General features: G+C 38.6%; 21 protein-coding genes and 3 pseudogenes. 12 read left to right on the forward strand and 12 right to left on the reverse strand.

From position 1 onward, the window contains the following. Positions 1-134: 134 nt before the first annotated feature. A pseudogene (locus CHH91_RS07370) lies at positions 135-504 on the reverse strand (VOC family protein). 358 nt (positions 505-862) lie between these two features. Beyond that, positions 863-1,001, reverse strand: a pseudogene (locus tag CHH91_RS21205) (anti-sigma factor); the annotation flags it as partial. A gap of 237 nt (positions 1,002-1,238) precedes the next feature. On the opposite strand from CHH91_RS21205, the gene CHH91_RS21430 reads away from it, so the two are divergent. After that, positions 1,239-1,541, forward strand: a complete 303-nt coding sequence (locus tag CHH91_RS21430) for a YetF domain-containing protein (RefSeq protein ID WP_095222819.1) — start codon at positions 1,239-1,241, stop codon at positions 1,539-1,541. A gap of 159 nt (positions 1,542-1,700) precedes the next feature. Here the strand turns inward: CHH91_RS21430 and CHH91_RS21435 are convergent, their stop codons facing one another. From CHH91_RS21435 to CHH91_RS07415, 7 genes and pseudogenes are all read right to left on the reverse strand, one after another. Further along, complete coding sequence (locus CHH91_RS21435; protein ID WP_353615316.1) at positions 1,701-1,892, reverse strand: DUF302 domain-containing protein; 192 nt, start codon at positions 1,890-1,892, stop codon at positions 1,701-1,703. Positions 1,893-2,116: 224 nt separating this feature from the next. Next, complete coding sequence (locus tag CHH91_RS07390) at positions 2,117-2,896, reverse strand: sulfite exporter TauE/SafE family protein (RefSeq protein WP_095222820.1); 780 nt, start codon at positions 2,894-2,896, stop codon at positions 2,117-2,119. A 53-nt stretch (positions 2,897-2,949) separates the two neighbouring features. Next, positions 2,950-3,177 (reverse strand): sulfurtransferase TusA family protein, encoded by a 228-nt coding sequence (locus CHH91_RS07395; RefSeq protein WP_095222821.1) that lies wholly within the window; start codon positions 3,175-3,177, stop codon positions 2,950-2,952. Between the two features lie 26 nt (positions 3,178-3,203). Continuing rightward, complete coding sequence (locus tag CHH91_RS07400) at positions 3,204-4,328, reverse strand: MBL fold metallo-hydrolase (RefSeq protein WP_095222822.1); 1,125 nt, start codon at positions 4,326-4,328, stop codon at positions 3,204-3,206. Positions 4,329-4,342: 14 nt separating this feature from the next. Then, a pseudogene (locus tag CHH91_RS07405) lies at positions 4,343-4,737 on the reverse strand (DsrE/DsrF/DrsH-like family protein). A 24-nt stretch (positions 4,738-4,761) separates the two neighbouring features. Beyond that, positions 4,762-5,334 (reverse strand): sulfurtransferase TusA family protein, encoded by a 573-nt coding sequence (locus CHH91_RS07410; protein ID WP_095222823.1) that lies wholly within the window; start codon positions 5,332-5,334, stop codon positions 4,762-4,764. 13 nt (positions 5,335-5,347) lie between these two features. Continuing rightward, a complete protein-coding gene (locus tag CHH91_RS07415; RefSeq protein ID WP_095222824.1) occupies positions 5,348-5,668 on the reverse strand; it encodes a rhodanese-like domain-containing protein in 321 nt (106 codons plus the stop codon). Positions 5,669-6,364: 696 nt separating this feature from the next. On the opposite strand from CHH91_RS07415, the gene CHH91_RS07425 reads away from it, so the two are divergent. From CHH91_RS07425 to nspC, 6 genes are all read left to right on the forward strand, one after another. Then, positions 6,365-6,625, forward strand: a complete 261-nt coding sequence (locus CHH91_RS07425; protein ID WP_095222826.1) for a metal-sensitive transcriptional regulator — start codon at positions 6,365-6,367, stop codon at positions 6,623-6,625. Positions 6,626-6,709: 84 nt separating this feature from the next. Continuing rightward, on the forward strand, positions 6,710-6,937 hold the full coding sequence (locus CHH91_RS07430) for a sulfurtransferase TusA family protein (RefSeq protein ID WP_095222827.1): 228 nt from the start codon (positions 6,710-6,712) through the stop codon (positions 6,935-6,937). A 44-nt stretch (positions 6,938-6,981) separates the two neighbouring features. Then, positions 6,982-7,461 carry a DsrE/DsrF/DrsH-like family protein gene (locus tag CHH91_RS07435; protein ID WP_095222828.1) on the forward strand — a complete coding sequence of 160 codons (480 nt, stop codon included), beginning with the start codon at positions 6,982-6,984 and terminating at the stop codon, positions 7,459-7,461. 20 nt (positions 7,462-7,481) lie between these two features. After that, the gene (locus CHH91_RS07440) at positions 7,482-7,841 is read left to right on the forward strand and encodes a rhodanese-like domain-containing protein (RefSeq protein ID WP_095222829.1); all 360 of its coding nucleotides are present in this window, start codon (positions 7,482-7,484) and stop codon (positions 7,839-7,841) included. A gap of 1,578 nt (positions 7,842-9,419) precedes the next feature. Beyond that, positions 9,420-10,652, forward strand: a complete 1,233-nt coding sequence (locus CHH91_RS07450; protein ID WP_095222830.1) for a saccharopine dehydrogenase family protein — start codon at positions 9,420-9,422, stop codon at positions 10,650-10,652. Position 10,653: 1 nt separating this feature from the next. Beyond that, the gene (gene nspC, locus CHH91_RS07455) at positions 10,654-11,781 is read left to right on the forward strand and encodes a carboxynorspermidine decarboxylase (protein ID WP_095222831.1); all 1,128 of its coding nucleotides are present in this window, start codon (positions 10,654-10,656) and stop codon (positions 11,779-11,781) included. Positions 11,782-12,113: 332 nt separating this feature from the next. Here the strand turns inward: nspC and CHH91_RS07460 are convergent, their stop codons facing one another. Then, the gene (locus CHH91_RS07460; RefSeq protein ID WP_095222832.1) at positions 12,114-13,745 is read right to left on the reverse strand and encodes a catalase; all 1,632 of its coding nucleotides are present in this window, start codon (positions 13,743-13,745) and stop codon (positions 12,114-12,116) included. Positions 13,746-14,093: 348 nt separating this feature from the next. On the opposite strand from CHH91_RS07460, the gene CHH91_RS07465 reads away from it, so the two are divergent. The 4 genes from CHH91_RS07465 to CHH91_RS07480 all read left to right on the forward strand — a co-directional run bounded on the left by CHH91_RS07465 (position 14,094) and on the right by CHH91_RS07480 (position 18,922). Continuing rightward, on the forward strand, positions 14,094-15,482 hold the full coding sequence (locus tag CHH91_RS07465) for an aminotransferase-like domain-containing protein (RefSeq protein ID WP_095222833.1): 1,389 nt from the start codon (positions 14,094-14,096) through the stop codon (positions 15,480-15,482). A gap of 91 nt (positions 15,483-15,573) precedes the next feature. After that, the gene (locus tag CHH91_RS07470; RefSeq protein WP_095222834.1) at positions 15,574-16,866 is read left to right on the forward strand and encodes an MFS transporter; all 1,293 of its coding nucleotides are present in this window, start codon (positions 15,574-15,576) and stop codon (positions 16,864-16,866) included. Positions 16,867-17,210: 344 nt separating this feature from the next. Then, entirely contained in the window at positions 17,211-17,732 is a 522-nt protein-coding gene (locus tag CHH91_RS07475) for a TetR/AcrR family transcriptional regulator (protein ID WP_095222835.1), read from the forward strand. 80 nt (positions 17,733-17,812) lie between these two features. Continuing rightward, complete coding sequence (locus CHH91_RS07480; RefSeq protein WP_095222836.1) at positions 17,813-18,922, forward strand: MFS transporter; 1,110 nt, start codon at positions 17,813-17,815, stop codon at positions 18,920-18,922. A gap of 468 nt (positions 18,923-19,390) precedes the next feature. On the opposite strand, the gene CHH91_RS20900 is transcribed toward CHH91_RS07480, so the two are convergent. Continuing rightward, complete coding sequence (locus tag CHH91_RS20900; protein WP_141234141.1) at positions 19,391-19,486, reverse strand: helix-turn-helix domain-containing protein; 96 nt, start codon at positions 19,484-19,486, stop codon at positions 19,391-19,393. A 167-nt stretch (positions 19,487-19,653) separates the two neighbouring features. Between CHH91_RS20900 and CHH91_RS07485 the strand changes: the two genes are divergently transcribed. Then, a complete protein-coding gene (locus tag CHH91_RS07485; protein ID WP_095222837.1) occupies positions 19,654-20,142 on the forward strand; it encodes a pyridoxamine 5'-phosphate oxidase family protein in 489 nt (162 codons plus the stop codon). Between the two features lie 79 nt (positions 20,143-20,221). On the opposite strand, the gene CHH91_RS07490 is transcribed toward CHH91_RS07485, so the two are convergent. Further along, positions 20,222-20,839, reverse strand: a complete 618-nt coding sequence (locus CHH91_RS07490) for an RraA family protein (protein WP_095222838.1) — start codon at positions 20,837-20,839, stop codon at positions 20,222-20,224. Positions 20,840-21,155 lie beyond the last annotated feature (316 nt).

The raw sequence follows: 21,155 nt of genomic DNA on the forward strand, positions 1-21,155 counted from the left end.
ATTTTTTTATTAATCCGTTTTAGCAGCTGAAGATAAGCTAGAATTAAAATTCCCTCAAATTTCCTTAATTGGAATATAGAATCAGTCTCTGCCTTGATTGTACCGTCGGATTAGATGAGCAATGGATTGGAGATTTACCAGTGTACTTGAAGTTTATTACCATTTGGATCAAAAGTGGGAAAAGATATGACCAATATATTCTTTTATATCCTCGACCTTAACTTGATTATCAATTAAGTGTTGATGAAATCTAGTTTATTCTGGAATTGTGAAGCCAATGCTAAATTCTTGTTTGTTATCAATTGTAAAATGTGCAAATGTTTCATCTTCGGTAGGAACTAGGATAAGCAAGAAGGGCCCTTCATTTACTTTTAAGATTGCAAGTTCATCAGGATTATTTAGTTACTCAAGTCCTAATACATCTCTATACCATTGTGCAGATAGTTCTAAATTTTTTACAGGAATTCTAATATAATGTACTTGTTCAATAAATGATTTACTCATAGTCTTCTCTCCTTTGTTTTATCTGGTTTATCATAGTTCGCTTTCTATATACCTTTCCCCTTCCATTGAAGAACACCCGAAGTCAGCTATGATTATCCATCCTCAAAGCTACTTTACCGCCATTGCTCGCTTCCAGATTAAAATCTTCTAAAAGGGGATATGCCCCTAGTGAGATTACGATATTTAACTATCCCTCGAAGCCTGGAAGAAAAGGAGAAAAATCAAAAAAACAAATATAGACCCGGAATACCTGGTCTATATTTGTTTTTTAAATTCACAAAGAAAACTTGCATACTAAAGTTAAAGTGTATCTAATCACTGTCAAATAACAAAGCAGCTCTTGCTTGTAAAACTCAGACTATTGTCTAATATCAATCCACCAACGGTCATCAGCATTTAGATCCTCCGTTGTCCCAGACCCAGAGTAGTTAAAGGCATCAAGGAAAGGAATCCAGTTTATCTTCATCTACAAAATAACCTAAGTTAAGCTTCAGACTATTTCTCAAATGACAATTTTTGATTTCATTACATCAAAATCCATGGAATCAACTTCTAGCAAATTTAGACTTTAATATCAAAGTACCTGTACACCATTCATTCATCGATTGCTTATGCAATCTTTGTACTTATTAGTTACTTAGCCGCTCTCAGTTCTTTGAAAAGTAAAAATGTAAGGAAGTTTTTAACTGGAGATCCTACTCTATTGATACAAGATGGAAAGATATTAGAAAAAAATGAATAAACTGCGCTACACGCTAGATAACTTGAACCAACAATTACTGGAACGTGACATATTTGTGATTGATGAGGTGCAATATGCCATTATTGAAACAAAGGGGTTTGTCTGTACTAAAGAAAGATCAATTCAAAAATACAACCAAACAAAATCTATTTATATCTACTACTTCGCAATCAGCCAAACTTCCTATAGAGCTAATTATGGATACGCAATTTATGGACAGAACCTACAACAAAACAATATATCTAGAGATTGGATAGAAAAGCAATTGTACAAACAGGGAGCTAAACATTCGTGATGTAAACTACGCGATTATAGGAGGAAATGGTGCTTTATATATTGATGAGTACAGTGATAACTAATTTCACCTATTGATAAAGAATGATGCAGCTCTGGATTCACTGTTCAAAGGCTTGCATCTGAAAAATTAAAAACCTCCCCAATTTGGGGAGGTTTTTCACTTTGTTTGATTTATACATCCAATTAAACGACCTTCAATTTGCTTTGCATATCTTTTAACACTATCATCTTCCGTTAACTCCACAAGTGCTGTCGGCTTTGGCATGCCTATCCTTGTACCATTATCACTTTCGTACACAACTATTTTACATGGAAGGAAATAACCTACCAACTGATTTTGCTGCAGCACAAGTTGGGCATCAAAGGATCACATACTTCAAGAACGCGAAATGATTGATCAATCCCAAGCCTTTGTCTTGCAGCTTTTCCTTGATGCCAAACTGCCAAATTAAACCAAATTGTTATTTTTTTAGATTCTCTTCAATATCCAACAGCTTCTTCTATAGTCTTGGAAATGTCCAAAGTAAAATGAAACATATTCGTCCATCTCCTTCTTATTAGTTCTAATGCAAGTTAGCTAAGAATATCCGTCCATATCTTTATGGTTGTAGCAATAATCAGCACTGCGAGTATTCCCTGAAGCAGTTTAACATTCATCCTTTTCCCCAATGCAGCCCCTATCGGTGAAGCAACGAGACTTGCGACTACAATAATAATGGAAGGAATCAACGGTACCTGACCTGTTGAGAGCTTACCTGCAACAGCTCCTATAGAAGAAATGAATGTAACAGCCAAGGATGTGGCTATTGTCATACGAGTAGGTATTTTCAGCACGACTAACATGATTGGCACGAGAAGAAATGCTCCTCCAGCTCCTACAATCCCTGCTCCTATCCCCACTAAGAATGATAAACCTGCTGCCAATCCTGTAGAAAATGTAACGTCGGACAGCTCTATATCATCCTTCCCCTTCTTAGGGACAAACATCATTATTGATGCAATGATAGCTAATATTCCATATACAAGGTTGATGTCTTCTTCGGCTAAAAGACGTGAACCAAAGCTCCCAATAAAACTTCCAACCAAGACAGCAATCCCCATGGTCAGTATGAGACGTTTATTCAAGTAATTCCCCTTACGGTAAGCAAATACCCCGGAAAGTGTCGAAAAGAATACTTGAACAGCCACAATACCGGATACTTGGTAAGCGTTGAAACCTGTGAAACCCAATAAGACAGGTACATATAATAACAAGGGGTAGTTTATAATTGCCCCGCCGACGCCGAGCATACCGGACAGCAGCGAACCAATCAGACCTATGACGAATAGGATCAAAATGAAAGTGATATCCATTCTGCTGCTCCTTTCTTACTAAAAAAAGAGGGAGTAACTCTCCCTCCTCTGGATTAACCTTTTTTTATCCAAAATTTCAATACGCCATCTTCTTCTGTATCTTGCAGTAAGTCATGGCCGGTAGATTTTGCCCATGCACTAAGGTCGGCTTTTGCCCCTTTGTCAGTCGCATGTACTTCCAACACATCTCCTGCATTTAACTCATTTATCGCTTTCTTTGTTTTGACGATCGGCATTGGACAAGCTAGTCCTTTCGCGTCTAACACTTTATCACTGTTCATTTTTATAAGCTCCTTTACTTCTTGATTTAACCATGAATAGCACAGCGGTTCGGGCCAAATTCCATTTCACTTTGCTCATTTGCGTCAGGGCTGATTTTCCCCATATTTGTTTGACGAATTTCTTGATAAGCATTCGGCTGAGGTGGCAGATTTTCTGATACTGCTTTACGGAATGTTTCTTCATCCATATTTAAACCATTATTTTTTTCAAATAAATCCCCCAGTTTTGCCTGAACTTCTCCTTTATCTCCTAGCTCACTTGTGTTGCTGAAGTGTGCAGGAAGGACGATAAGCTCATCATTTAGTTGTTCATACGTGTTATAAAGCGTATTACGTAAATCATCTGCCCAGTCACCTGCTTTTCCAGCAAGATCCGGACGTCCAATGGATTCCACAAATAAGATATCTCCGGTCAGCAAGTATTTATCATCCACAATTAAGCTGGTACTTCCGATTGTATGGCCTGGAGAGTAGATAGACTGAACACGTACAGTCGCTCTACCTACTTGCAAATCTTTCCCTTCTTCTAACGGCTCATAAGCAAACTGAACTCCCTCAGCATCTTTTGGAGGCAAATGATAGACTGCTTCCGTCTTGTCACGCAACAAGCGCCCTCCGGAAATATGGTCAGCATGAAGATGCGTATCTACAACATGTTTGATTGTAATGTTTTTCTCTTTGGCGAAATCAATATAACTATCTACAGATCGGCTGCTGTCAACGATGAGTGCCTCGCCATCCGATTCGATGAAATACGAGAGACAGCCTTTACCAACACGGACAAACTGATAGATGGATCCACCATTGCTAAGGTCCCCAATCTTAACGGGTTTAAGATACTCGCTCCAAGCTCTCATTCCACCCTGCAAGACGAGCACATCTTCAAAACCGGCTTCATCCAACATTTCTGCAACCATTTCGGATGATCCTTGTTTGGCACATACGACAAGCAAGTCTTTATCTTTTGGAATTTTATCAACGATTTCTTCGACACCTTCAATTAAATCGAAGTACGGCACGTTCAAATGTTCAATATGAAAGCCTTCAATTTTCCAGTCACCAAATGCATCTTGGTTCCTTACATCCAGAATAAATAAAGGTTCTTTGCTTAATACCTTTTCTGCTGCTTCTTTTGCAGTAATTAATTTCATATTCCCTTTCCTCCTTAGAATGTCAAACTGATATTGGCATCGGACGCATAATGGATGAAGCTCGCTGCTCCCCCGACTTCAATGCTTTCTATAAACTGATCTTTATCTAAACGCATCACATCCATTGTCATTTGGCATGCAATGATTTTCACACCTAGCTCTTGAGCCATTTCCACTAGTTCAGGAATGGAAGGCACATTTTCCCGCTTAAAACCTTCTTCAAAATGTTCATTTCCTGCTGGAATCGGAAGCTGCTTATGAGCTTCTTTATGAATCAAATTCAATCCCTCAAAAGTGAAGAATATCCCTACTTCTGCGTCGCTTGCTGCTGCAGCAGTTGCTACGTTAAACACTTTATATGCATCAAACAAACTTCCATTACTGCGATGATTGCTACTTTAGTTGCCATTTCTAATTCCTCCTATTTGAGTTATTATTGATTCTTTTCTAATGGGCCAGACCATTCCACCATACCCTGGACAGCATTCTTGATATTTTTGAATCCTTTTTCCTCCATTTGCTTAGAAGCCAAATCACTGCGACTGCCTGTTCGGCAGACAACGTATATTTCTTTATCTTTGCTGATCTCGTCCATACGATCTTCCAGTTCTCCTAATGGAATAGAAACTGCTCCTGGTATATGGCCAAAGGTATATTCAGCTGGCTCCCGAACATCCAGAATTACGACGTCTTCACCTGCATCCAGTTTCTGAATAATTTCTTCGTTTTGAACGGTATGCGGGAAGTTTTTATCTTCTTTCGCTTCTGCATCACCCGATTTGCGAAGGTAGTGTTTCAATACCTCTCCTTCTTCTGTTGAACCGAGATACTGGTGACCGCTGCTTTTTGCCCAAGCTTGTATATCTGCTAGAGATCCTTTGTCAGTGGCCTGAACCTCGATAACCTGTCCTGGCACGACCTCTTTCATTGCTTTCTTTGTTTTGACGATTGGCATCGGACAAGCTAGTCCTTTCGCATCCAATACATGATCTGTTTTAATACTCATTTTTATCCCCCATTTAGGTTAATTCTGTTTCACTTTCCCAGGCATTCATGCCACCGGTCATATTCTTCACTTTGAACCCTTTATTTGTTAACCACTCTGAAGCCAGTCCACTACGATTTCCGGATCTGCATACCATGATGTATTCCTTATTTTTATCCAATTCGTCTAAACGTGTCAGAACCTCTCCTAATGGAATGTGTTCAGCACCTGGAATTTTACCCAGAGCCACTTCATTGTGTTCTCTTACATCAATAATGTGAAGCTTCTCTTTCTTTGCTAGACTCTCCACCACTTTTGATGGCAAAATTGCTTCGATTTCTGGTTTAATACTCATTTTGCTCCTCCTTTATTGTTAGTGTGGTAAGAACTTATCATCCTCATCTAAATACCCATATGGGTATTTTATAAAGTAAAAAAAATAACTTAAGAATGAGCTTCGTTAAGATCCCGAATACCCATGAGGGTATATTAGCAAACAAAAAAAATAATGTCAACAGCGGAAATCTGTAATTATTTTCATACCTAATTATTAATGATATCTTCTATCTTTACCTAATATAAGCTGAGATATAAAACATTGACTTGATACCCACAAGGGTATATATTAAGTTGAGTAACATTCTGTTTTTTAATTACTATTAGAGGATTGGTGATAATGATCTCTACGCTTCTAATCTTTGCGCTGCTTGTCTCTTTCAGCCTTTACAGAAGATACTTTCCTGTATTTAATGTTCCTTGTAGCGATAGATTGTATTCACAAATTAATCAAGTGGTTAAAATAGACTTACGCGATTATAATAAATCTTATGGAAGTTATGTAGACGATACAATTCAAATTCCAGTTGCGTATCTTAAACGGCATATGCACGAAATACAGGGTGATCAAGTTTTCGTCATCGTTTCTAATAAAGTAGAAAAAAATATCGGAATAAGGATATTGCAAAATAAAGGCTACAATGTAATCGGCTTTAAATTAACGGAATGCGATTGTAAATGCAATATACTAAAACTTATTTAAGGAGGAAACCTTATGAAATATGATAACCAAAGTAAAAATAGAATAAAACGTATCGAGGGACAGTTACGCGGTATATTAAAAATGATGGAAGAAGATAAAGACTGCAAGGACGTTATTACACAGCTGAGCGCTACAAGAACTGCGATTGACCGCACTATTGGTGTAATTGTGAGCTCTAACCTAGTGGAATGTGTTCGAGAAGCTAACGAGAACGGGACAGAAGCTGACGAATTGGTGAAGGAAGCAGTAAATTTGTTAGTTAGAAGCCGATAAGTAAATAGTAGTGGGGTTGACTTTCATCCTCACGCCCTCTAATATACCCCTATGGGTAAATTAAAATGTTGGAGGAATTAATCTATGCAAAGTAATAAAGTGTTAGATGCCAAAGGACTAGCTTGTCCAATGCCAATCGTTAAAACGAAGAAAGCAATCAATGAACTGAATATAGGAGATGTGTTGGAAGTACATGCGACTGACAAAGGGGCAAAAGCTGATCTCAGCGCATGGGCGAAATCCGGCGGCCATGCGTTACTACAAGATACAGAAGAAGATGGCGTATTGAAGTTTTGGATTAAAAAAGCATAACAAAATGATACCTATGCAGGTATCAAAGAATAGGAGAAATGAAAATGACAGAAACAAAACGTACGACTATCGTTTTATTTAGCGGTGATTATGATAAAGCAATGGCAGCATATATAATAGCCAATGGTGCTGCTGCATATGACCATGAGGTGACAATATTCCATACGTTTTGGGGATTAAATGCACTTCGCAAAGCGGAAGATGTAACAGTCAACAAAGGATTTCTGGAGAAGATGTTTGCAAAGATGATGCCTAAAGGTGCAGATAAAATGCGTCTCTCTAAGATGAACATGGCTGGAATGGGTCCTAAAATGATTAAAAAAGTAATGAAAAAACACAATGCAATGACCCTTCCGCAGCTCATAGAAATGGCGCAGGAGCAAGACGTCAAACTCGTTGCTTGTACGATGACAATGGATTTACTGGGGCTACAAAAAGAAGAACTGTTAGATGAAATTGAGTATGCAGGTGTTGCCGCATATCTTGGTGATGCTGAAGACGGCAACGTAAATCTATTTATCTAATATTGATCGGAGAGAGAACCTTGGAATATATCCTATACATTCTTATTGCTTTAATAATCTATTTTGTTATACGGAATCGCTTTTCGAACAAAGCAGCTAGACAAATCAGTACCGCTGAACTTAAAGGTATTTTAAAAGATAAGAATAAACAGTTTATCGATGTCCGTACCTCTGGTGAATATAGAGCAAACCATATTAAGCAATTCAAGAATATTCCACTTCATGAATTGAATAGCAAAGCTTCGAGCCTAGATCAAAATAAAGAAGTGGTTGTAATCTGTCAAAGTGGTATGCGAAGTTTGCAAGCTGCAAAAGTGCTTAAAAAAATGGGATTCAATTGTATAACCAATGTCCGAGGAGGCATGAATACTTGGCGCTAATTAGTTAGAACACAATCATATAGTGCCAATTTTAAGTAAGGGGTATGAGTGTTGAACACTCATGCCCCTTTTCTATTTTTATTGCCATGAACTCAATTGCCTATAACTTTGAGGTTCATAAGTATGAAAGATTGGTGTGTATATTTAAACTGTATATTAGGAGAACTTAAATTAATAAAGAGCAATAGTAATTGCCAAAGTTTATTGACCAAAATGAATAATAAAGATAAACTTCCAACATAAATAGAATATGGAAGATAATTATCCGTGATACGTTTATTCACTGATTTTGGTCATCTGCCAGCTTCTAATTTCCTAGCATACTTAATTTCTTTAACGTTAATTTACTAACTACTTGATAACCCTTTCCTACCCCATTAGGTTTTACAATTACGGTACCCATATCTGGAATACGACCTAAACCGATTCCAACTGAAAAATACAGGCAATGATATATTGATTCCCACCTACTTCCGGTATTACTTCTAGTATGGAATTAAGTTCATTCAAAATTCTTCTTATCTTTATTTGTTAATTCTCTACTCAATTTATACAATTCAATCCCGAATAGATTAATAACAATATAGCTACCTCCAAATGCTAACTGTGCCGTTCTCTTGTCCTGCAAAAAGGGCTTACTGTAACAGGATATTCAATTGGAATTCCTAAGTATCGGAGAATTTCTCCATAAATAGCCCGCCTGCGGCCCATCTCTGTAAGATTTTCTTTGGGGTAAACAGTCTTAAAAAGTCAGGTTAGATAGATCCCTTCCGACTGTCGCTTCACCATACTTTGCATAGAATATATATCCCCCTTTTTTAACGGAATTAAGTAATGATTTATTCAAGCAAAGCCCCCCCTTCTAATAAATTCTCAGTATAATGATAATATATGTTACAGGCATGTTTATGTCTAAAAATAAAAGGGCATTATAGAGTTCTTTATTCCTGTCAGTTTTTAGGTTCAAGTTCTGGAAAAAATATAATGAAATTTGTCTATTGCTATATAAATTATATGTGTTAGTATAATAGATGCGTTATTTGGAAAGCTGCTATTCAATATATCTGGATCTTTCCAAGCAGATAATTTTGACCACTTCTCTCTTGAGAGAAGTTTAAGGGCCATACGGACAGCCGGGTCAAATGCCGATTGGCAACTTTAGTTGCCCTATTGATTGAGTTAGAAGCTCAAATTTTATAAGTTGGTTACTTTACAACCAGTGCTTATGCACATCAACTTGTGAAACGGTCAATAAGAGTGGTAAAAGTAATTATTTGCTATTAGACTCTGATCCTATTTGATATATTCTTGAATATTAAAAAGCTTTCTTGCAAAAGACTCAGTTTAATCGAACTGCTTTTGTTCTGGAGTTACTATGCTATTTTAATATTGATAATTATATCTAAAGCAAGTGTGATGCGCGATTAGCGTTTCTGGCACTTGCTTTTTTGTTTTTAGGGAACTATTTCTAAGTATTTCTTTCCTGCAGCCGTGCAAGTGGCAACAACTCTGATCGCTTGGTTGGTTCAGTATTCTTCTTTGCTAGACAAAAATCTATCTTAGTTAGGAGATAAAAGAATGGGTAAAGCACTTATTATTGGCGCTGGCGGCGTAGCTTCAGTAGCTGTTCACAAAGCCGTTCAAAACAGCGAGGTATTTGAAGAGATTTGTATCGCAAGCCGAACAAAATCTAAATGTGATGAATTAAAAGCAAAATTAGATGGCGGTAAAACAAAAATCACCACTGCGCAAGTGGATGCAGATAATGTAGATGAGCTAATCGCTCTAATCGAAGAAGTAAAACCGGATATTGTCATGAACTTAGCATTGCCGTATCAGGATTTGACGATCATGGATGCTTGTCTTGCAACAAAAACACACTATATGGACACAGCAAACTACGAGCCAGAGGATACAGCTAAATTTGAATACAAATGGCAGTGGGAATACCGCGAGCGTTTTGAAAAAGCAGGAATCACTGCTCTTTTAGGCAGCGGTTTTGATCCAGGTGTTACAGGTGTGTTTTCTGCATATGCACTAAAACATTACTTTGATGAAATCGAATATATCGATATCCTTGACTGTAATGGCGGAGACCATGGCTATCCTTTCGCAACGAACTTCAATCCGGAAATCAATATCCGTGAGGTTTCTGCTAACGGAAGATATTGGGAAAATGGCGAATGGATCGAAACAGAACCAATGGAAATCAAGCGCGAGTATGACTTTGCTGAAGTTGGAAAAAAAGATATGTACTTGCTTTACCATGAGGAGCTTGAATCTCTTGCTCTGAATATCCCTGGTATCAAGCGTATTCGTTTCTTCATGACATTTGGCCAAAGCTACCTTACACACCTTAAAGCTCTTGAAAATGTAGGAATGACTTCCATCGAACCAATCGAATTCGAAGGAAAACAGATTATTCCACTTCAGTTCCTAAAGGCTGTATTACCAGATCCAGCAACACTTGGACCGCGTACAGTTGGAAAAACAAACATTGGCTGTATCTTCAAAGGTAAAAAAGACGGCAAAGAAAAAACTTACTATGTATACAATGTCTGTGACCACCAAGCATGCTACAAAGAAGTTGGTTCCCAAGCTGTCTCTTATACAACTGGCGTTCCTGCCATGATCGGTGCCGCTATGATCATGACTGGCAAATGGAACAAACCAGGCGTGTTTAACATTGAGGAGTTTGATCCAGATCCATTCATGGAAGAGCTGAACAAATGGGGACTTCCATGGGTAGAAGACTTCAATCCAGTGCTAGTTGATGAGCCTGCAGCTAAAGATCAGGAGTCCGTTCGATAACATGCGGTTTGAAGAATTACCAACCCCTTGTTATGTAGTTGACGAAGGTCTCATCGAAAGGAACCTAAAAATCCTGAATGGTGTCATGCAGCGTACAGGAGCAAAAATTGTGTTAGCGCAAAAAGCTTTTTCCATGACAGCAATGTACCCCTTGATTGGAAAGTATTTAAGCGGCACAACAGCGAGCGGCCTGTTCGAAGCTCGTCTAGGTTACGAGGAAATGGGCAAGGAAAATCATGTCTTTGCCCCTGCCTATCGTGAAGATGAAATCGACGAAATCATATCCATTTGTGATCATATTATCTTTAACTCTTTCTCACAGCTGGAAAAATTTAAGGATAAGGCTCTTGAGGCTGGCAGAAAAGTTGGCTTGCGTATTAACCCTGAATGTTCCACACAAGATGGACATGAAATTTATGATCCATGTGCCCCAGGTTCCAGATTCGGAGTGAAACAGGAAGATTTCTCTCCAGAGTTGCTTGAAGGTGTTTCAGGACTGCACTTCCATACCCTTTGCCAGCAGAATTCGGACGATTTAGAGACGACTCTGAATGCCGTGGAAGAAAAATTCGGTCAATGGCTGCCGCAAATGGAATGGATCAACTTTGGCGGCGGTCACCATATCACTAGAGAGGATTATGATATCCCCACTCTAGAAAAGTGTATTAATAGAATGCAGGAAAAGTACGATTTAGAAGTATATCTTGAGCCAGGAGAAGCCATTGCGCTTGATGCAGGCTATCTGATTACATCAGTGCTTGATATTCATAAGAATGGAATTGAAATTGCCATTCTTGATACTTCCGCAACTTGTCATATGCCAGATGTATTGGAAATGCCATATCGCCCTCCTCTATTTGGCTCAGGCGAAGCTGGTGAGAAGCCATTCACATATCGACTTGGCGGGCAAACCTGCCTTACAGGTGATGTAATAGGAGACTATTCTTTCGATCTGCCATTAAAAGCCGGCGATAGATTAGTTTTCGGAGATATGGCTATCTATTCCATGGTAAAAACCAACACATTCAACGGTATGCCCTTACCTGCCATTGCGATACGAGATAAAGATGGAGATTGTAAGGTCGTGCGCGAGTTTGGTTATCAAGACTTTAAGACGAGATTAGCTTAAATGAATTTTCATACTTCCTTCTCTTAGGATGCTGGTATCTAAAATAGATCCGTCCACTTAGAGAGGGCACTAAAATACCGGATTCCTCTATTGGAATCCGGTATTTTATAATGCGAAAAGCTCCAGCAGAAGTGCTGCATATGACATTAAGAAGACATAGAGTCTCTAGTTCATCAAGAGGATGTTACATAACACAAACTAGATGAATATATCCTTAGTTATAAGTTTGTAGAATTTCAAATAGAAAATACCTCGACTGATCAGGGCAGCAAGCTAAAAAATGCATACAAAAAGGCTGTCACGTGACAGCCCTTTTATACAAACTTTATTTCTTAATACTCATCTGATTTACGGCTATTCTCTACAGCTTCATCAGTAGCTTCATTTGCAGCTAATGAACCTTGACCAAATTTCGTGTGCCCTGCTTCGCGTCCTGGAAGCTTATTTTCTTCTTTGTTTTCTTTGATTTCTTTCAGCTTCGCCTCAATGCCTTCCTTCACACGACGGCCATATTCCTCATCTGCCTGTGTAAAGTGCTCCACCATGGCGTCTTGGATTGATTTATCACAAACAGCCAAAGCATTAGACAAGTTATTGATTAACTCATCTCGCTCCCAATCCTCAAGGTTGCGATACGTTTCACCTGCTTGCCCGTAGTTATTCGGGCGATCGATCGGCGCGCTCATAGCTGCAGCGTTATATGTTGGACGGTGCTGCGGCCGTTCTCCTTTATCCGCTTCCTGCAAACCGCCAAGCATGGATGGTTCATAATTGATATGTGGATTGTCACCAGACTCTCTCGGATCACGGAAGTCCATTTGTCCACGATGCTGGTTCGTATGAACAGTAGTTTTAGGTGCATTGACGGGCAATTTCAAGTAGTTTGCACCCACACGATAACGCTGTGTATCGGAATAAGAGAAAGTACGGCCCTGCAGCATTTTATCGTCTGAGAAATCCATTCCATCGACAAGCACACCAGTACCAAATGCTGCTTGTTCGATTTCCGCATGGTAATCTACCGGGTTACGATCCAATACCATCTTTCCGACAGGCAGCCACGGGAATTTATCTTCCGGCCATAGTTTTGTATCATCAAGAGGATCAAAATCAAGCTCTTCATGATAGTCATCTTCCATGATCTGAACGAATAGCTCCCATTCCGGGTAATCCCCTTGCTCTATTGCCTCATATAAATCTTGTGTTGCATGACTGGTGTTCTTTCCTTGAATGTAATCTGCTTCTTCTTGGGTCAAATTTCGGATGCCTTGCTTCGGTTCCCAGTGGTACTTCACCAGGACTGCTTCTCCCTTTTCATTTACCCATTTATAAGTATTGACACCTGAACCTTGCATATGGCGATATGTTGCTGGTATACCATATGGCGAGAATAAGAATGTAATCATATGTGTTGCCTCAGGCGTACGTGACACAAAGTCAAACATGCGCTGCGGATTAGGGACGTTTGACGCTGGATCTACTTTGAACGCATGAATCATATCCGGGAACTTCATCGCATCACGGATAAAGAAAATCTTCAGGTTGTTACCAACCAAGTCCCAGTTTCCATCTTCCGTATACATCTTCACTGCAAAACCACGAGGATCTCGAGCAGTTTCCGGAGAATCTTTTGCCCCCGCTACTGTAGAGAAACGAACCATCAATGGCGTTTTCTTACCAGCGCCCGAAAAGACTTTTGCACGTGTATACTTTTCTACAGGCTCGTCCCCTACTTTTCCGTACGTTTCAAAATAACCAAACGCCCCAGCACCCCTTGCGTGTACAACCCGCTCTGGTACCTCTTCCCTGTCAAAATGGGAAATTTTTTCGATAAAGTGATAATTCTCAAGTGTTGCCGGACCTCGGTCACCAATCGTACGGATATTCTGATTATCTGTAACTGGATGCCCCTGCCTAGTAGTTAGGGTCTTTCTCTCAACATTCTTATCTTTATTCTCAGCCAAATTGGTGTACCTCCTTAGATTATTCGAAATAATTCTAACATTCAAATTCCATTTCATCAATTATTATACTTGTTATCTAATATAAATTATTCAATTATAATAATTACAATAAGTTTCTTTTCAGTATCCTTATGATTACTTTTCCCGACCTTCAATACATTTAAACGTTAAAAGCAATGGTTTAAAACAAGAAGTAGTATTACCAATAATACATTTATTTATTAGAAAAACTAATTGAACTACGTCATTAGAAACAGTCATAATAGCAACTGTAGCTCCCAACCCTAATACGCCTATAATTAAATAACAAATCAGCATCATAAATTTGCTTAAAAAGGAATGTAAATTATGCCTATTAATTCTTTTGATAACTATCCTATGAGCTGGAAGCCAGTTCTTGATAAAACTAATAAGCCTATCTACAAAGCGTTAGCTGAGCAATTGGAACGAGATATAATCCATGGTGTTATCATACCCGGAACCAAACTTCCTCCCCAGAGAGAACTGGCTGATTATTTGGATTTAAACGTAAGTACCATTTCAAAAGCTTTTAAAGTCTGTGAGCTAAAAGGATTGCTAAGCGCCTCTGTTGGAAGTGGTACCTACGTATCATACGATGCTTTGTCGAATGCTTATTTACTCGAGGATACAGAGCCGAAGCATTTAATAGAAATGGGTGCAACACTGCCGGATGATACTTCATATGAACCTCTCCTGCTTCAACTTAAAGCCATGCTGCAAGAGTCAGACTATGAAAAGTGGTTCAGCTATGGCAGGTCAGGTGAAAGCCTTTGGCAAAAAGATGCAGCTGTACAGTTAATCAAAAGAAGCGGATTCGAAACATCCGTAGAGCGTATATTATTTGCAAATGGAGGACAAAATGCGATTGCAGCTGCATTGGCAAGTCTTTGTAAACCCGGAGATCGAATTGGTGTTGACTTACATACATACCCTGGCTTAAAAACAGTTGCTGCCATGCTCAGCGTGCAAATTGTACCGATAAAATCAGAGAATTATGAGATGAGTCCGGAATCGCTTGAATATGCATGTAAGAACGAAAACATTAAAGGCGTTTATTTAATCCCGGATTATCACAATCCTACAGCTTCCTTTCTATCCATGGAAAAACGAAAAAAGATTGCAGAAATTGCGAAGAAGTATAACTTGTTTGTAATTGAAGATGCATCGTATCATTTGCTTAATGAAGACCCGATGCCCGCTCTAGCATCCTTTGCTCCGGAGCAGGTCATACATATCGCCAGTTTATCAAAATCATTAGCTCCAGGTCTGCGACTAGCATATGTAGCAGTGCCAGGGCAATTTAAAGAGCAACTTTCCAAGGCACTGTACAATCTGAATATAACTGTTTCGCCCCTGTTAGCAGAATTATCGGCACGAACGATTGTATCCAATCAATTTGAAGTCTTAGTCGATAATCACCGCCAACAGACGATTTGCAGAAATCAGATCATAAATGAGTATTTTAAAGACTATACTTGCTTAGGCAATGATACAGGCATCTTTCGCTGGCTTTTATTACCCGGTACGATTACTGGTGGTACGTTCGAAACATTAGCTGCAAAACAGGGCGTGCAGGTGTATGCAGCTGATCGTTTTGTTGTAGGCAACAGCTCACCAGAAAGAGCTGTAAGGGTTTCTGTGTGTGCACCAAATACCATGGAAGAGTTAGAGCAAGGACTAGCTATTCTTAAAAACTTATTAGATAAAATCAAGTAATATTGTTTGCCATACAATTATTGCATTGTATGGTTTTTTTGTGCGTGCTATGATAATGCAAACCTGAATTAAGGGACTTCTTAAAAGAGAGGTGAATTTTATAGTGAAAGATAGAGATGCAGGAACTCAATCAGCTTTGGTACAAAGCTATGTTCATTCTTCAGAAAAACAAAAAGCACTATATAAGCGTACTTTATTGGTTGTTAGTATCTCACAGATTTTTGGAGGCGCAGGATTAGCAGCAGGAGTAACCGTTGGTGCTCTCATTGCCCAGCAAATGCTTGGTACAGATGCGTATGCTGGCCTGCCTACTGCCTTATTCACACTGGGATCGGCCGGAGCCGCTTTTTCTGTTGGCAGACTTTCTCAACATTTCGGGCGTCGGGCGGGTCTTTCTGCGGGATTTATCATTGGCGGACTTGGAGCTATAGGAGTCATCATTGCAGCAATTATAAATAGTATTTTGCTATTATTTGCTTCCTTGCTTATTTATGGCGCAGGATCAGCCACCAATCTGCAAGCTCGCTATGCAGGCACTGACTTAGCGAATAGCAAACAGCGCGCGACAGCTATCAGCATGACAATGGTTTTCACAACATTCGGTGCAGTTGCAGGACCCAACTTAGTCAATGTGATGGGGAATATTGCTGAGTCCATAAGTGTTCCATCACTTGCTGGTCCATTTATATTAGCAGCAGTTGCTTACATACTAGCAGGTATTGTTCTATTCGTTTTACTTCGACCAGAACCGTTAGTTATAGCAAAAGCGATTGAAGCAGCTAAAGAGGATCATCACAAGAGCGAAGATACAGATACATACGGACACACATACAAGCGAGGTATTTTTGTTGGTGCAACTGTTATGATCCTAACACAAATCGTGATGGTTGCAATCATGACGATGACACCGGTTCACATGAATCATCATGGACATGGACTGGGCACCGTAGGTCTTGTTATTGGGTTTCATATAGGTGCGATGTATCTCCCCTCCCTATTTACAGGCATTCTTGTTGATAAGTTGGGGCGTACTACAATGGCGATTGCTTCTGGAGTGACATTGCTTCTGGCAGGCTTAATTGCTGCACTAGCTCCAGGAGATTCTATGACTCTGCTTATCATTGCCCTATCGCTACTTGGGTTAGGATGGAACTTAGGTTTGATAAGCGGCACTGCCCTTCTTGTAGATTCTACTGAAACTAGCATACGCGCAAAAACCCAAGGTACAGTCGATGTTTTGATTGCTTTATCTGGTGCTGCAGGAGGCGCTTTGTCCGGTATGATTGTAGCAGGTTCCAGTTTCCCAATATTAGCCGTTGTTGGAGGCTTACTTTCTGTTTTATTGATTCCAGTGATGATATGGTATAGTCGGAGTAAGAAGTGAAAAATGCAATGTCGTTTTAAAAAAAGGCTGTACACCTTTAATGGGTCAGCCTTTTTGATCTTATTAATTCTGTTTATCAAACCACCTGTGCTCTACTATATACGCAACACTTTCAATCCAGTGTTTCCAAAATCCTCATAACCGTCAAGAATCTTTTGATAAATCCACCTCATCTTGAAAAGCTTGTACAATAGCTCCTTTACTAACGAAATGCGAATAAATGGACTGCTCTTCTTTTTGATACATACATCACTAGTTGTTTTCTCTTTACATGAGTTTCATTTGCTATCGATATCTTTTTATGATAAAAGTATACTGACCACTCTATCTAAAGGTGTTGTGAAATGAGCAAAAAAAGAAACGATTTAATAGAACATGCAGAAAGATTATTTTATGAAAATGGATTTCATGCAGTCGGTTTGAAAAGAGTACTTAAGGAAGCGAATGTTTCTTTAATGACCATGTACAATCATTTTGACTCCAAAGAAGCATTGATATTAGAAACGTTGAAAAAACGTGAAAACAGATACTTCTCTCTTTTAAGAGAAACAGCAGCCGAAAACAAAGAAAGTTGCGCTTTATCCTTAGCAGAAGCTCATTTTAAATGGATCCGTTCTTATAGAAAAGGATGTATGTTTTTAAGAGCTAAAGAAGAGTTCCCTTCTGCTGAGAATGAGATCAATAAGTACGCAGTAGCTCATAAAAAGTTATTAATCTCTTTTTTTGAAGAGCATCATTTCAATTATCCTGAGGCAACACGCTTAGCAATCTTATTTGAAGGAGCTACTGCCCTCTCAGAAGTTTTGGATTTGGAAGCTGTCTATTCTGAGTTAATGTTTACAATACAAAATTTGTTTGAGAAGTAAATTGGAGCTGACACAGCATTGATTTACTTGTTTTTTTTCAATTAAGTATAATGATCGTTCTATATAAAAGGAGCTTTAACATGTGGAAAATCATATTCCCAGGGATTGCTATGGTTGGAGTGACATACGCTTTTGCAAGACTAAGCTTTGGTCTATTTCTGCCAAATATTACTGTTTCACTTGGATTATCTGAGAGTAACGCTGGTTTTGCAAGTTCTGCAGCCTACATCGCATATTCGTTAGCTTTGGTAATTTCTTCGTATATAATAAGTAGGTTTGGTCAGAAAAGGGTAATACAATTTTCTGGATTGAGTGCAATCATTGGTTTAATAGTTATAGCACTCTCTAACGGTTTTTTCTCCCTTATTTGCGGTACCTTTATTGCCGGTTTAGGAAGTGGTTGGGCATCCCCTGCTTTTAGTCAGGTAGCGGCAACATCTTTAACTAAAGAAGATAGTGATCGAGGAAATACTTGGATTAATACTGGTACAAGTTTTGGACTGATACTGTCTGGTCCGATTGCATTACTATTTGCTGAACAATGGAGGTTTGCCTTTATTGTCTTTGCAACTATTGCACTTGCAGTACTCATATGGAATTCAGTGAGTATACCTGCAAAAGATATTTTAACTTCAAAACAGAATATCTTTAAATATTCTATATTTAATAAAGCAAAGTTTATATTGATTTCTTCCTTAATCATCGGTATTGGTTCCTCTATCTTTTGGACATTTTCAAGAACCTATTTAGCAGTCGAATACAAGATGAGCAGTGCGGAAAGCTCTTTGTTCTGGGTAATCATGGGAGCATCCGGAGTTGTTGGAGGTTTTGCAGGAGGACTAATTAATAGAATTGGGCTAACTTTATCTTATCGTATAGCCATTACTATAATGGCTTCAGCAATTTTAATTATTACTATCCCTACCACAACGACTATCTATCTTTCATCTGTTTTTTTTGGAATTTCATATATTTTCATTACTGGAATATTAATTGTATGGAGTTCGCACAAATTTGCACAAATGCCCTCAATAGGGGTCAGTCTCTCCTTCTTAGCATTAGGTATTGGTCAATCCATTGGATCTTCTGGTGCAGGAGAAATGATTGATATAACAACTTATACTATAACTTTTGTTGCCTTTTCCCTGTTTTGTCTTATCGGTCTGTTGGTTCCTGTTAAAAGAGATTAGTAATTTAAAGTAACTATAATATTTAGCCTTAAAAAAAACTCCCCGAAGCTAACAGTATTGTTTATCGACTGTTTCTCTCAAGGGAAGCTTTCTATAATTCACTTCATGCTCCATATAACAGTTAGTGTATATTCTTATTTACCTAATCCTGTTAAGAATTCTCTTGTTTCTGGATTAAAATGTGAGAAGAATAAACTTTGTTCTTGATCTGGTTGGGAGATTTCATTTATATCTTCACTTGTTTCAAAATCACTTTATTATCCATGAATTGAGTTCTTTTTATAGCTTTTTCTTCTCATTGATCCTGTGCTTTACTTTGTTGCTAAGAAAGATCTCATAACGCCTTTGCAAAGTGGTATGGTCTACTAAGCAACATTCAACAATTTTTTTATTGCCTGTATCGACATTCCCCTTTCTTTACGTACTTCACTCCTGTACGCCAATAAATAGACTCACTATCGAACGATCTCACTTGAAACTCGGTACTAATCCTTTATCTGTATGTAAACGAACTGTTTGTTCAGTTAGGTAAAGCATCTCTGCAACTTCTTTTACTGTAATCATAAAGACCTCCTGATTATTAAGTTATATGTATTGACTTCGCCTTACTAGTAGGCACTACTCTTTTACTTTGCTTTTAAATGCTGACACAAATAAAAATAGTTTAGTAGTTCACCAATCCGAATAAAAATTGGCGTGAAGGGTAGTATACCTCTATAAATTGTTTTTAGGTGGTGGAAATGATGAAACAAGAAGAATTGGAAACAGTAAGAGAGTTAATCAAAGACGTAGACACGGCGATGCTGACTACTGTTACGGAAGAAGGACTTGTATCTCGCCCTATGAAAACGCAAGAAGTAGAATTTAATGGTGACTTATGGTTTTTCACAAAAAAAGAAACTGATAAATATGAAGAAATTCTGCATGACCAAGATGTGAATGTGGCTTATGCAGGTAAATCCTATGTCTCCATACGTGGAAGAGCGGAAATCATTGAAGATTTAAACAAGAGAAAGGAATTATGGAGTAAAGCATACGAGAAAATTATGCAAACCTCTTTTGATGATCCAAGCGTTGTCTTAATTAAGGTACAAGCGGAAGCAGCTGAATATTGGGATACAGGCAACTTCACGAAGAAAATTGCCTTTATGTATAAACGTATGACTGGGCAAAGTGCAAAATCGACAGATATCAATGAAACGGTTGAATTGGAAAAATGACAGTAATAAGAAGAGAGGCAAGGTCTCATTAGATACCTTGCCTCTCTTCCATTATGAATTAGTGTACTCATAGAACTCTTTATAAGACAATATTTTTTTCGACTTTTATTAAAAAGTCCTCAATATATTTTCTGGCAGCGTCAACATCCTGACCTACACTGTTCTCTCTTTTTTCATCGACACTTATCTTTTCTAGTGCTTGCTCTCTTATGCTGCTCGCTTCAGAATGCGGAACTACAACTACCCCGTCACTATCGCCCACAATATAATCACCAGGATTTACAGTCACTCCTCCGCAAACGATTGGGACGCCAATCAACCCTTTCTGAGTTTTTTTACTAGCACATGTCGTTGTCCCTTTACAAAAAATCGGATAGTCTAGAGCCAAACTTCCTTTGATATCTCTGATTACTCCATCGATGACAATTCCAGCCAGCCCCAGTGTCTTGCCTAAATTAAGAATAAAGTCTCCAGCGACAGCATTTTCTGTCCAGCCTTTTCCGTCAACAACCAATACATCACCTGGTTTCGCCTTATACATAGCTTCCAAAACGGATATGTTTTCCCCTTCGTCTATTTCTACCGTGAATGCAGGTCCAGACAGATGAAAATCTCCTATAGGTTTAATCTCGTAAGACATGTGGTTCTTTCCTTGAAGAGCATCTGAAACACTTGTACTAGGAATATCTTTGAACATATCTAATCCTCCTGTTTAGATCCTTTTACGAAAACAATTTTTCCTTTGAGGGCTATACTCCTTCTCTCGATTCTTTCGGCGATTGAATCCAAATGTATTCTATTCCTTTTAAGCGCAAAAGTTGTACCAGCTAAGATGAAATAGCAACGACCCAGAGAGACTCTACTTACTTATTCTCCACTTTGAATACTCTTTATGATAGATTCTGCAAACTCAGAAGTCGAAGCACTGCCACCTAAATCACCTGTCTTAACTCCAGACTCTACCGTCTTAAAGATAGTTTTCTCCATTGTTTCCGCAACCTGTATAAGCTTTT

This window comes from Virgibacillus sp. 7505 (assembly GCF_002272135.1).
Taxonomy (GTDB): Bacteria; Bacillota; Bacilli; order Bacillales; family Amphibacillaceae; genus Terribacillus.

What these genes read in the sequence shown, in the direction of transcription:
- CHH91_RS21430 (WP_095222819.1), top strand. Translation starts at nt 1,239, where the DNA reads ATGAATAAACTGCGCTACACGCTAGATAACTTGAACCAACAATTACTG.
- CHH91_RS07390 (WP_095222820.1), bottom strand. Translation starts at nt 2,896, where the DNA reads ATGGATATCACTTTCATTTTGATCCTATTCGTCATAGGTCTGATTGGT.
- CHH91_RS07395 (WP_095222821.1), bottom strand. Translation starts at nt 3,177, where the DNA reads ATGAACAGTGATAAAGTGTTAGACGCGAAAGGACTAGCTTGTCCAATG.
- CHH91_RS07400 (WP_095222822.1), bottom strand. Translation starts at nt 4,328, where the DNA reads ATGAAATTAATTACTGCAAAAGAAGCAGCAGAAAAGGTATTAAGCAAA.
- CHH91_RS07410 (WP_095222823.1), bottom strand. Translation starts at nt 5,334, where the DNA reads ATGAGTATTAAAACAGATCATGTATTGGATGCGAAAGGACTAGCTTGT.
- CHH91_RS07415 (WP_095222824.1), bottom strand. Translation starts at nt 5,668, where the DNA reads ATGAGTATTAAACCAGAAATCGAAGCAATTTTGCCATCAAAAGTGGTG.
- CHH91_RS07425 (WP_095222826.1), top strand. Translation starts at nt 6,365, where the DNA reads ATGAAATATGATAACCAAAGTAAAAATAGAATAAAACGTATCGAGGGA.
- CHH91_RS07430 (WP_095222827.1), top strand. Translation starts at nt 6,710, where the DNA reads ATGCAAAGTAATAAAGTGTTAGATGCCAAAGGACTAGCTTGTCCAATG.
- CHH91_RS07435 (WP_095222828.1), top strand. Translation starts at nt 6,982, where the DNA reads ATGACAGAAACAAAACGTACGACTATCGTTTTATTTAGCGGTGATTAT.
- CHH91_RS07450 (WP_095222830.1), top strand. Translation starts at nt 9,420, where the DNA reads ATGGGTAAAGCACTTATTATTGGCGCTGGCGGCGTAGCTTCAGTAGCT.
- nspC (WP_095222831.1), top strand. Translation starts at nt 10,654, where the DNA reads ATGCGGTTTGAAGAATTACCAACCCCTTGTTATGTAGTTGACGAAGGT.
- CHH91_RS07465 (WP_095222833.1), top strand. Translation starts at nt 14,094, where the DNA reads ATGCCTATTAATTCTTTTGATAACTATCCTATGAGCTGGAAGCCAGTT.
- CHH91_RS07475 (WP_095222835.1), top strand. Translation starts at nt 17,211, where the DNA reads ATGAGCAAAAAAAGAAACGATTTAATAGAACATGCAGAAAGATTATTT.
- CHH91_RS07480 (WP_095222836.1), top strand. Translation starts at nt 17,813, where the DNA reads ATGTGGAAAATCATATTCCCAGGGATTGCTATGGTTGGAGTGACATAC.
- CHH91_RS20900 (WP_141234141.1), bottom strand. Translation starts at nt 19,486, where the DNA reads ATGATTACAGTAAAAGAAGTTGCAGAGATGCTTTACCTAACTGAACAA.
- CHH91_RS07490 (WP_095222838.1), bottom strand. Translation starts at nt 20,839, where the DNA reads ATGTTCAAAGATATTCCTAGTACAAGTGTTTCAGATGCTCTTCAAGGA.